12 protein-coding genes are annotated in these 11,134 nt (G+C 70.3%); 4 read left to right on the top strand and 8 right to left on the bottom strand.

The window, feature by feature from the left end; translation table 11 throughout:
• The 4 genes from VED21_RS18295 to VED21_RS18280 form a co-directional block, all read right to left on the bottom strand.
• A partial coding sequence (locus VED21_RS18295) for an adenylate/guanylate cyclase domain-containing protein (RefSeq protein ID WP_324884611.1) occupies window positions 1–630 on the bottom strand: 630 nt, incomplete at its 3' end.
• A gap of 147 nt (window positions 631–777) precedes the next feature.
• The gene (locus VED21_RS18290; RefSeq protein ID WP_324884607.1) at window positions 778–2,787 is read right to left on the bottom strand and encodes a hypothetical protein; all 2,010 of its coding nucleotides are present in this window, start codon (window positions 2,785–2,787) and stop codon (window positions 778–780) included.
• A gap of 219 nt (window positions 2,788–3,006) precedes the next feature.
• A complete protein-coding gene (gene rpsD, locus VED21_RS18285; protein ID WP_324884604.1) occupies window positions 3,007–3,621 on the bottom strand; it encodes a 30S ribosomal protein S4 in 615 nt (204 codons plus the stop codon).
• A 171-nt stretch (window positions 3,622–3,792) separates the two neighbouring features.
• Entirely contained in the window at window positions 3,793–4,203 is a 411-nt protein-coding gene (locus VED21_RS18280; protein WP_324884602.1) for a nuclear transport factor 2 family protein, read from the bottom strand.
• 126 nt (window positions 4,204–4,329) lie between these two features.
• Here VED21_RS18280 and VED21_RS18275 point away from each other — a divergent pair, with 126 nt between their 5' ends.
• Window positions 4,330–4,620: a BrnT family toxin gene (locus VED21_RS18275; protein WP_324884600.1), complete on the top strand. Its 291-nt coding sequence runs from the start codon at window positions 4,330–4,332 to the stop codon at window positions 4,618–4,620.
• Window positions 4,574–4,888, top strand: coding sequence for a hypothetical protein (locus VED21_RS18270; RefSeq protein WP_324884598.1), 315 nt, complete (start codon window positions 4,574–4,576; stop codon window positions 4,886–4,888). The genes VED21_RS18275 and VED21_RS18270 overlap by 47 nt, the downstream gene beginning before the upstream one ends.
• A gap of 3 nt (window positions 4,889–4,891) precedes the next feature.
• On the opposite strand, the gene VED21_RS18265 is transcribed toward VED21_RS18270, so the two are convergent.
• Together VED21_RS18265 and cimA are read right to left on the bottom strand one after the other, a co-directional pair.
• The gene (locus tag VED21_RS18265; protein ID WP_324884596.1) at window positions 4,892–5,662 is read right to left on the bottom strand and encodes an RNA methyltransferase; all 771 of its coding nucleotides are present in this window, start codon (window positions 5,660–5,662) and stop codon (window positions 4,892–4,894) included.
• Window position 5,663: 1 nt separating this feature from the next.
• On the bottom strand, window positions 5,664–7,268 hold the full coding sequence (gene cimA / locus VED21_RS18260) for a citramalate synthase (RefSeq protein ID WP_324884594.1): 1,605 nt from the start codon (window positions 7,266–7,268) through the stop codon (window positions 5,664–5,666).
• Between the two features lie 229 nt (window positions 7,269–7,497).
• On the opposite strand from cimA, the gene VED21_RS18255 reads away from it, so the two are divergent.
• Together VED21_RS18255 and VED21_RS18250 are read left to right on the top strand one after the other, a co-directional pair.
• Window positions 7,498–7,896: a response regulator gene (locus VED21_RS18255; protein ID WP_324884591.1), complete on the top strand. Its 399-nt coding sequence runs from the start codon at window positions 7,498–7,500 to the stop codon at window positions 7,894–7,896.
• A 13-nt stretch (window positions 7,897–7,909) separates the two neighbouring features.
• Entirely contained in the window at window positions 7,910–9,721 is a 1,812-nt protein-coding gene (locus tag VED21_RS18250; RefSeq protein WP_324884589.1) for a CHASE domain-containing protein, read from the top strand.
• A gap of 137 nt (window positions 9,722–9,858) precedes the next feature.
• Here the strand turns inward: VED21_RS18250 and VED21_RS18245 are convergent, their stop codons facing one another.
• Together VED21_RS18245 and VED21_RS18240 are read right to left on the bottom strand one after the other, a co-directional pair.
• Window positions 9,859–10,095: a hypothetical protein gene (locus VED21_RS18245; RefSeq protein ID WP_324884587.1), complete on the bottom strand. Its 237-nt coding sequence runs from the start codon at window positions 10,093–10,095 to the stop codon at window positions 9,859–9,861.
• Window positions 10,096–10,175: 80 nt separating this feature from the next.
• Window positions 10,176–11,030 carry a LysR family transcriptional regulator gene (locus tag VED21_RS18240; RefSeq protein ID WP_324884585.1) on the bottom strand — a complete coding sequence of 285 codons (855 nt, stop codon included), beginning with the start codon at window positions 11,028–11,030 and terminating at the stop codon, window positions 10,176–10,178.
• Window positions 11,031–11,134 lie beyond the last annotated feature (104 nt).

Raw genomic sequence — 11,134 nt, 5'->3', positions numbered from 1 at the left:
CCACGGCGCTCCCTTCCGGGCCGGCGGCTCGGGCGGCGGCGGGTGCAGCGCCGGGGCGATCAGCTGCGTGGCGCCGGCCACCGCCGCCAGATCGCCGCCGCCGTAGCGGACGCGGTGCACCTCGACCGGCCGGGCGATGTTCTTGACGCGCCGCTCGCCCATGTCCTCGAAGTCGAAGGACAGCTTGTCGCGCACGTAGTCGCGCACCGAACGGCTGACGACGATGCCGCCGGGATCGGCCAGACCTTCCAGCCGTGCGGCGACGTTCACGCCGTCGCCGAAGATGTCGCCGTCCTCGTCGATGATGACGTCGCCGACGTTGACGCCCATGCGGAATTCCAGCCGCCGGCCGGCCGGCACCGTCTCGTTGCGCAGGGACATGCCGCGCTGCACCTCCACGGCGCAGCGGACGGCGTCGACGACGCTGGGGAATTCCACCAGCAGGCCGTCGCCGGTGGTCTTGACGACGCGCCCGCGATGCTCGGCGATCTTGGGGTCGATCAGCTCGCGCCGGTGCGCCTTCAGCGCGGCCAGCGTGCCCTCCTCCTCCTCCCCCATCAGGCGGGAGTAGCCGGCCACGTCGGCGGCCAGGATCGTGGTGAGCCGCCGCTGCACCCGGTCTTCGTTCATGACCACGCACCTCTCCGTTGCGGGTCCCGCCCGCACCGCGCCATCAAAGCGAAGCCACGGCGCGCCCGCAACGGAAAAGGCCGAGACAAACGGGCGCGCCTGCCCTCACCGGGTCACATGCCCCGTTCCAGGCGCCGGCGGCGCACGCTACCGCTGGCGAGGGAGAGGGGGACGCCATGGGTTGACGGTCCGCCCGGCGTCCTGGATGTTGTAGAGCACGCCCTGCTGGGAGATGGCGCACACCTCCAACGGCCCATTGGCATTCCAAAACGCGGCGACGCGCGACCACCGGCCGCCCATGTTCTCCCAAGCCGACCAGCCATGGGGTGTTTGATGCATGCGGTAGAGCGCGTCATCCATGCCGATGGCGAAGACCACCCCTCCGTAGTCGAACGGGCCGTTCGACACGGCGACCTCCTTCCAGGCGCCGCCCAGGCAATCCCAGCCCGTCCAGCGAGATTCGCCGTGCCAGAGATCCACCCATTGGTAATAAAGCTGGTCGTCCGTGCCGATGGCGAACACGTCCAGCGTCATCGCCCGGGTCAGACCGGCGGCGACGCGTTTCCACGAGCCCTCCAGCGTTGCCCAGGTGGACCATTCACCGGATGCCTTCACGTCCGTCGTGTAGCGAAGCGTGCCGTCCGCACCCAGGGCAACCACGCCCGGCGACGACTTGATATGGCCGAACGGCGCGACCGCCTCCCAGTTGCCGCCCAGGTTCTGCCAATCCGACCAGGGACCACCGGCATCCGGCGAGGATTTCCGCGACGCGCACCGGAGCGTACCATCGGCGTGGATGGCAAACGCCGTCAGGTCGGGGTGGCAGGCCGTGATGGCGACGCGCTTCCACGGGCCGCTCATCGCTTGCCGCGCCGACCAGCCGGTGGGAGTGCCGCCGTCCTTCCGGAAGTGGAACAGCGTCTGGTCCCGGCCGATGGCGAGCGCTGCGTCCGATGACCTGCCTTGAGCGATGGCGATCTCGCGCCGTCCGTCGTCCAGCATCTGCCACGCGGACCAGCCCGCCGGCCCGGGCAATGCGTCGTACAGACACGCGTGCATGAGTTGAGGGCGCGGGTCGGCACCGTCCGGCAGGCGGAGGAAGACCACGTCCAGCCGCCCGTTCCCCTGGGCCGCGGCGACCTGGCCACAGGTCTGCATGGTGGTCAGTGGCATCCGTTGCGACCAGCCGGTTTCGGACGCGGCATCCTCCTGGATATGGTCGAGGCCGAGGTATCCGGTCAGGGCGATCGCGTGCCCCTGGCCGTTGACGGGCACGATGATCTTCCGGCAGTTGCCGCCAAGATTATGCCAGCCCATCCAGTCGTCGGACGCCGTCCGGACCCGCTTGTTGACGAAGGCGTGCTTGTCGGCGATGACGAACGCCGCGACACGGCCGTCGGCGATGCGCACGGCGGCGACGCCCTCGCACGCGCGGTCGAAGATGTCGCGCACGGGCGACCATTCCCGGGACCCCACGCCGGCCTGCCGGAAATGACGGACCGGCTGCCCCACGGCGCCGTAGAACACTTCCAACATGCCGTCGCCGTTGCACGCCACGGCGACTTCCTGGCATCGGACACCGAGGTCCTGGGCGGACCAGGCGGGGGGCGCCTCGCTCTCCAGCCGGTACCGGTACAGCGTCTGGTCCGAAGCGATGGCGAACACGTTGACGCGGCCTTCGCCATCCGTCGCCACGGCCATTTGCACCCAGTCGCCGGGCGTGGCCTGCTCCAACATCCACTGGAAGTCCAACCGGCCGTCGTTGGGAAGCCCGGCGTTCTGGGAGTGGACCACCCAAGAGCCAGGAACCCGCCCGTCCTCCAGAAGGCAGCAGTCGAGCAGGTTGTTTCCCCGCAGCTTGTGGAACACCGCCACGCGGCCGCTCCCCGAGCGGCCGGCGGCGATATGGCTCATGACCGCGACCATGCCCCTGGTCTTCTGAATGGATGGATTGCCCAGGCCATGCCACGGGCCCCAGCCATGCGCCCCGCCGCCGTCCAGCGACCGGCGCCAGATCTCGCCGTCGTCGCCGACCAGGTGCACGTCCACCCCGCCGCCGTCGTTGGGCAACGCGGCGAGTTGGCGTCCCCGCTGCACGTTCGTGTTGATGCTCAGCCGCCCCAGGTCCGTCCAGGAACTCCATACAGGCTTGGTCATTCGTGTTCCCCGCCGCCGGTGCACGGTATTGATGAGAAACAGCGTCTAGAAGAAATTTAATCTATTCAAGTAAAATGCATAATTATACTGCCGCATTTCCAGAATCCCGGTCGCGGCGCGCCCGCACCGCGACGACAGGGCACGCGACGACTGGGCGCGCAACGAAAAAGGCCGCGCCCGGAGGCGCGGCCTTTCCTGTCTCGGCGGAAAACCGATCGATCAGCGCGAGTAGAACTCGATGACCAGGTTCGGTTCCATCTGCACCGGGTACGGCACGTCCGCCAGCTGCGGGGCGCGGACGAACTTGCCCTTCATGGCGCCGGTGTCGACTTCCAGGTACTCGGGGATGTCGCGCTCCTGCGAGGACACCGACTCCAGGATCAGCGCCATCTGCTTGGACTTCGACTTCACCTCGATGGTGTCGCCGTCCTTGATCTGCGCCGACGGCACGTTCAGGCGGCGGCCGTTCACCAGGATGTGGCCGTGGTTGATGATCTGGCGCGCGGCGAACGGGGTCGGCGCGAACTTCATGCGGTAGACGACGGCGTCCAGGCGGCGCTCCAGCAGGGCGATCAGGTTCTCGCCGGTGTCGCCCTTGCGGCGCACGGCCTCCTGGTAGATCTTGCGGAACTGCTTCTCGCCGATGTTGCCGTAGTAGCCCTTCAGCTTCTGCTTGGCCATCAGCTGCAGGCCGTAGTCCGACGGCTTCTTGCGGCGCTGGCCGTGCTGGCCGGGGCCGTACTCGCGGCGGTTCACCGGGCTCTTGGCGCGGCCCCACAGGTTGACGCCGAGGCGGCGGTCGATCTTGTACTTGGACTCTTGACGCTTGCTCATGTGATCCTCGTTTTGGACGAGCTGATGTTGTCCCGGTAGTTCCAGCAGCGGCCGCCCATGGGGCAGCCATCCGAGGACCGGGCGTCAAAACGGACGCACGCCCACCTTCCCGGGAGTGAGGCCGCGCACTATACGCATCGCGCGGCGCCTGTCAAACAGGTTGTGGCGGAGTCAGTGGGCCGTCGCGGCCTCGACCTGGGCGGCGGTGTTGGCGAACACGCGCATGGCCGTGATCCGGCCGCCGGCCACGGTGAAGACCAGCGCCAGATCGCTGTCGAAGGCGCGGCCGGTGGCACGCATGCGCCCCGTCTCGCGCGCCAGCACGACGACACGGTCGCCGTCGGCCAGGAACTCGCGCGGCTCGATCTTCAGGTCGTCGACGGCGCCCAGCGCCTGCAGCCAGATCAGCACGCCCGACTTGCCGCGGTAATAGCCGCTCCACGGCAGACGGCCGCCGGTGTCCGGCTCCTGCCATTCCACGTCGTCGTCGAGCAGCTTCAGGAGCCCCTCGACATCGTTGGCGGCGAAGCGCGCCAGCGCCTCCCGCACGACCGCCAGCGTCTGCGCGCGCGAAGAAGTCATGGCCAACCCCATGCGATGGTGTGACGCATCGCGCAGTGTACGCCCCTGGGCGACGATCCGCCACGCGCCCGCTGCCGCAGGCCCGCGGCGCGCTGGACGCATGGGCATCACCGGCGTAGGCTCGACATGGCATTTGGCGGGGAGTTCGAGTGGGACGAGGCCAAGAACGCGGCGAACATCGCCAAGCACGGCATCGACTTCGAGGACGCCGCCGCCATCTTGCTTGAGGACGCCTGGGTCGAACCGGCGGCGTATCGCGGCGAGGAACGGTTCCTGGCGACCGGCCCCATCGGCGGCCGGCTTTACACGGTGATCTACACGTTCCGGCAGGGCAACATCCGGATCATTTCAGCGCGGAGGGCGCGCACCCATGAGCGCAGAGCGTATCGTCAGGCGCACGGCGGATCAGCTTGGTAAAGGCAAGACCGACTGGGCGCGCGTCGAGGCCATGACCGAGGAGGACGTGGAACGGGCCGTCCCCGGGGATCCGGATGCCAACCCGCCCATGCCGCCCGATGCGTTCGAGCGCGGCTTCATCCAGGTGCCCCTGCGCAACCGCCATCGCTGGGTCCGCCTGGACGAGGACGTCGCGGCATGGATCGCGGGCCAGGGCGGCGGACTGCCCGACGAGGCCGTCAACGCCATCCTGCGCGCCCACATGGCGCGCAAGGACGCCGCCGAATAGGCCCTACTTCTCGCCCTTCCGCCGGCCGGTCAGCGCGGCGATGATGCCGTGGAAGGTGCGCACCTCCTGTTCCGTCATCTGCATGCGCTCGAACGCGTTGCGGATGGTGCGCACCATGGAGGGGCGCTTCTCCGGCGTGGTGAAGAAGCCGGTGCGGTCCAGCTCGCTCTCCACATGGTCGAAGAAGTTCAGCAGCTCCGCCTTGGTGGCCGGGCGGGTCTGGCCGGTGTGCAGGACGCGGTCGGGCGGCACCTCGCCGGTCTGGAACCACTCGTAGCCGATCAGCAGCACGGCCTGGGCGAGGTTCAGCGAGCTGAAGGCCGGGTTGAGCGGCACGGTGATGAGCTTTTCCGCCAGCGTCAGGTCGTCGTTGACGAGGCCGGTGCGCTCCGGCCCGAACATCACGCCCGTGCCGTGGCCGGCGGCGTAGTGGGCGCGCAGCTGCTCCGCCGCCACGCGGGGCGTCACGAACTCCTGGATCATGCCGCGGGTGCGCACGGTGGTGGCGTAGACCACGTGCAGGTCGGCCACGGCCTCCGCCGTCGTCGCGAAAAGCTTGGCGTTGTCGAGCACGAGGTCGGCGCCGCTGGCCGCGGCCGTCGCCTTCTCGTTCGGCCAGCCGTCGCGCGGGCGCACGAGGCGCAGGTCGGTCAGCCCGCAGTTCAGCATGGCGCGCGCGCAGGCGCCGATGTTCTCGCCGAGCTGCGGCTCGACCAGGATGATCGACGGGCCGCCGGTGATGAAGGGGCGGTTGGGGTCCTTGCCGGAGGTCATGTCAGGTCCGTGCCGTCACGCCGGCCTTGAAGAGGGTGTAGGCGTAGCTGTCCACCAGTGCCTCCATCGACGCCTCGATGATGTTGGTGGAGACGCCCAGCGTCGAGAACTCCGTCCCGTCGGCGTTCTGCGAGCGGATCAGCACGCGCGGCTTGGCGCCGGTGGCGTCGCTGGCGGCCAGGATGCGCACGCGGTAGTCGACCAGCTTGATGCCTTCCAGCTCCGGGTACACCGGCTCCAGCGCCTTGCGCATGGCCTGGTCCAGCGCGTTCACCGGGCCGTTGCCGTCGGCGACGTGCAGGTGGATGGTCTGGCCCATGCGCACGCGCACCACCGCCTCGGACTCGATGACCAGATCGCCCTTGGCGTTGTAGCGCCGCTCGTCCGTGACGTGGAAGCGCAGCAGTTCGAAGTAGTTGGGCAGCTGCTTCAGCTGGCCGCGCACCAGCAGCTCGAAGCTGGCCTCCGCCGTGTCGTAGGCGTAGCCCTCGGTGTCGCGCAGCTTGACGAGGTCGAGGAGCTGCGGCAGGCGCGGATCCTTGCCGTCGATCTCCACGCCGATCTCGCGCAGGCGGGCCACGATGTTGGACCGGCCGGCCTGGTCGGACACGACGATGACGCGGCGGTTGCCGACCGCGTCGGGCGGCACGTGCTCGTAGGTGTCGGGGTTGCGCTCGATCGCGGAGACGTGCAGGCCGCCCTTGTGCGCGAAGGCGCTGGCGCCGACGTAGGGGGCGTGGCGGTTGGGCGCGCGGTTCAGCCGCTCGTCCAGGGTGTGGCTGAGCGCGGTGAGGCGCGGCAGCTCATCCCGCCGGACGCCGGTCTCGTAGCCCAGCTTCAGCATCAGCGTGGGGATCAGCGAGACGAGGTTGGCGTTGCCGCAGCGCTCGCCCAGGCCGTTGATGGTGCCCTGGATCATGCGCACGCCGGCACGCACGGCGGCCAGCGAGTTGGCGACCGCGTTCTCGGTGTCGTTGTGGCAGTGGATGCCCAGGTTCTCGCCGGGGATGCCGTGCGTCTCCACCACCTCGCGCACGATGGCGTCGATCTCGTGCGGCAGGGTGCCACCGTTGGTGTCGCACAGCACGACCCAGCGCGCCCCGGCCTCGTACGCCGCCTTGATGCAGGACACGGCGTATTCGGGGTTGCGCTTGTAGCCGTCGAAGAAATGCTCGGCGTCGAACAGCGCCTCGCCCTTGGCCTCGCGCGCGGCGGCGACGCTGTCGCGGATCAGCTCCAGGTTCTCGTCGCGCGGGATGCCCAGCGCCACGTCGACGTGGTAGTCCCACGTCTTGCCCACCATGCACACCGCCTTGCAGCGCGAGTTGAACAGCGCCGACAGGCCGGGATCGTTGGCTGCACTCCGGCCTGGCCGGCGGGTCATGCCGAATGCGGTGAAGGTGGCGCGGTCCATCTCCGGCGCCTGCGCGAAGAACTGGTCGTCGGTGGGGTTCGCACCGGGCCAGCCGCCCTCGACATAGTCGATGCCCAGGCGGTCGAGGTCCTTGGCGATGGCGATCTTGTCGGCGACCGAGAAGTCCACGTCCTGGGTCTGCGCCCCGTCGCGCAGGGTGGTGTCGTACAGGTAGATGCGTTCGCCGGTCATCGCCTAACCTTCGTCCCGAAGGGACCCCCAAGGGGGAACCTATGCCGAAAAGGCAGGAAGAATGGCGGAAGCGCCGCCACTTCTCAACCACTTCCTCCGCCGATTCGCCGGGATCGAGCGCATTCGTTGGAAACGTCCGCGTGCCCGACTATGTTTACGAAACAGGCATCCTGCCCAGCCCGGCCGCACCCAGCCACCACTGCCCTCAGCCACCACAGCCCATGGAATCGTGACGAACTCAGCCCGCCACCTGATCATGGTCATCGACGATGAAGTCAGCGTCCTGCAGGCCTTCAACATCCTGCTGGACGCCTGGGGCTACGACGTTCTGGCGGCCGAGAGCGAGGACGAGGCGGTGGACAAGCTGCAGGGGCAGGCCCCGCACCTGGCCCTGGATCTCATCGTCGCCGACTACCGCCTGCGCGAGGGGCGCACGGGGCTGCAGGCCATCCAGCGGCTGCGCAGCATGGTCGGACACGAGGTGCCAAGCATCATCATCACCGGCGACACCTCCACCGAGAACCTGCACGAGGCGCGCGCCTGCGGCCTGACGGTGCTGCAAAAGCCGGTGCTGCCGCCGCACCTGCACGCCGTCCTGACGCAGACGCTGCACCCCGGCACGGCGTAGGGGATGGCGTGCCATGGGTGAGCCGTCCACCGAGGATAATCCGGACCGGAAAGACGACGCGCCGCCGCACCGGGCGTTCGCCTGGGAGCCGGCGGTGATGCTGGGGCTCAGCCTGCTGCTGACGGTGCTGGGCTGGTGGCTGCTGGCGCACCAGGTGGACCGGCTGGCCGAGGCGCGCTTCCGCGGCATGGTGCGCGACCTGTCCGACACCGTGAACGCCCGCCTCAACGCCTATGAGCAACTGCTGCGCGGCGGGGTCGCCTTCGTAGACGCCAGCGGCGACGTCACCCGCGCCGAATGGCGCACCTATGTGGGCGGGCTGCGGGTCGACCTGCACTCCCCCGGCATCCAGGGCATCGGCTTCGCCGTGCACGTGCCGCCGGACCGGCTGGCGGCGCACGAGGCGGCGGTGCGGGCCGAGGGCTTCCCCGGCTACACGGTGACGCCGCCGGGGCCGCGCGACGCCTACTTCCCCATCCTGTACCTGGAGCCGTTCTCCGGCCGCAACCTGCGCGCCTTCGGCTACGACATGCACGCCGAGCCGACGCGGCGCACCGCCATGGACCGGGCGCGCGACGAGGGCCGGCCGGTCGCCACGGCCAAGGTCACGCTGGTGCAGGAGACGCGGGAGAACGTGCAGCCCGGCTTCCTCATCTACCTGCCGGTCTACGACTGGACACGGCCGCTGGCGACGGTGGCGGAGCGGCGCGCGGCGATCCGCGGCTTCGTCTACAGCCCGTTCCGCATGAACGACCTGATGGACTCCCTCCTCACCGGCAGCCTGCGCGAGCACCTGCACGTGCGGCTCTACGACGGCACCGCGCCGGCGGCCGAGGCGCTGATGTTCGACAGCGCGGGCGAACCCGGCGGCCGGCAGCACGCCGCAACCACCGTCAACGTCTTCGGCCGCCCCTGGCGGATGGAGATCGCCGCCACGGCGGCGTTCGAGGCCACCGTAGACCGCCGCATGCCGCTGGTGGCGCTGGCGGCCGGGCTGGTCATCAGCGTGCTGATCGGCGCCGTCACCCGCGCCCTGCTGGCCGAGCGGCGGCAGGCGGCGGCGTTGCGCCACAGCTATGCGGCGGTGGCCCGCGCCAGCGCCGAGGCGGAGCACGCCAACGCCGCCAAGAGCCGGTTCCTGGCGGCGGCCAGCCACGACCTGCGCCAGCCGCTGCAGACGCTGGGCATCTACCTGCACCTGATCGCCGAGCACCCGGCGTCGTCCGGCATGCGGCGGCTGGTCGACGGCGCGCGCGACGGGTTCGACGCCGCGCAGCGCATGCTGAACGCGCTGATGGACATCGCCGCCCTGGAAAGCGGCGCCGCCCACCCGCAGGTTCGCCCGGTGGACCTGCCGATGTTCCTGGCGCGCCTGGGCGGCGAGCTGCGCGCGGAGGCCGAGGCCAAGGGGCTGACCCTGCGCATCCGCCTGCGCGCCGTCACCGTGAACACCGACCCGACGATGCTGGAGCGCGTCGTGCGCAACCTGCTGCACAACGCGCTGAAATACACGCGCAGCGGCACCATCCTGCTGTCCTGCCGCACGTGCCGGGGCGGCGCGGTGATCAAGGTGCAGGACACCGGCCCCGGCATCCCGCGCGACCGCCTGCACCTGATCTTCGAGGACTTCTACCAGGTGGGCAACCCGGAGCGCGACCGCTCCAAGGGCCTGGGCCTGGGGCTGGCCACGGTGGCGCGGCTGACGCGCCTGCTGGGCTACCGGGTGCGGGTGCTCTCGCGCGTCGGGCGCGGCACCGTCTTCCTGGTCGAGCTGCCGGCCTCCGCCCGAGCGGCGGGCGAGGAGCGGGCGCGGCTCATTGCGTAGCGACGACCACGCGGCCCCCTCCCGGCTCGCTTGCGCTCGCCACCCTCCCCCGCTGCGCGGTGGAGGGTAGAGCGGCGGCAGTCCCCTCCACCTCGAAGAGGGGGAGGGTTAGGGAGGGGGCAAAAGTGAAGCCTGCCTCAACGCCGGTCGCGCGTGCGGATGCGCACGGGAACGGGCTCGCCTTCCTCCTGGTCGGCGTCGGGCAGGCGGTGGATGAGGTAGCCGAGCAGCAGGTTGCACGGTCCCATCACGCCGAAGGCCAGCGCGTCCATGAGGACGACGCGGTTCACCGGCTCGTCCTCCGTCCACCAGTACAGGAAGCTGGCGACGCCGCACGCGTACCAGGCGGCAAACGTCCAGAACAATGCGGCCATCGATCCTCTCCCGCCGTGACGGACACCTCTCCCGATTCAAGATAAGGGCTCCCGGCGCCGCGACAAGTTGCCGCATGCCCCTACACGGAGTGGGTTCCCAGCCGGTCCCGCTCCGCGTCGAAGGCGGCGGCCACGGCGTCGATCAGGGCGCGCACGCGCGGCACGTCCTTCAGGTCGCGGTGCACCACCAGCCACGCCTCGCGCACCGGCGGCGGGGCGGGCGGCGGCAGGGGCAGGAGGCCGCCCTCCTCCTCGGCGAACCAGCGCGGCAGCAGCGCCTTGCCGAAGCCGGCCCGCACGGCGGCGATCTGCGCCGGCAGGCTGTTGGCCCGCAACGCCACGCGCGCGCCGGTTGCGTGCCGGGCCAGCCACTGCGCCTCCGGCAGATGGGCGTAGGAGTCGTCGTAGCCCACCCAGGCCGACGCGTCGCCGTCCGGTGCGGCGTAGACGCCGTAGGCGATGGCGGCGAGGCGGCGGGTGACCAGTTCCCCCGCCTGCGGCCGGGCGAGGCGCACGGCCACGTCGGCCTCCCGCTTGGCGAGGCTGAGGGAGCGCGGATCGCTCAACACCTCCAGGTCGATGCCGGGATGGCGGCGGCGGAAGGCGGCGAGGCGCGGGATCAGGAAGCGCTCGGCCAGGGATTCCGTGGCGGTCAGGCGCACCGTGCCGGTCAGCCCGGCGTCGCGGCCGGCGCGGCGCAGGATGGCCAGCGCCCGCTCGTCCATGCCGGCGGCCAGTTCCAGCACCGCCGCCCCCTCGGCAGTCAGCGCGTAGCCGTCGGCGCGGCGGTCGAACAGGGCGCGGCCCAGCGTGTCCTCCAGCGCGGCGATGCGGCGGCCGACGGTGGCGTGGCTGACCTTCAGCGCCCGCGCCGCCGCCGACAGGCTGCCCGCCCGCGCCAGCGCCACGAAGACGCGCAGATCCTCCCAGTCCAATGGGCCTGTCGGGGGGCCTGATCGATTTTGAACAGCCATTGCACGAGGATAGCGAATGGCTGCGCGGAAATGAACGGGGTACGAAGGGGGCACCAACCGATCAG

The sequence above is a fragment of the Azospirillum sp. genome (assembly GCF_035627195.1).
Lineage (GTDB): Bacteria > Pseudomonadota > Alphaproteobacteria > Azospirillales > Azospirillaceae > Azospirillum.
This window is presented reverse-complemented; position numbering and strand designations above follow the sequence as displayed.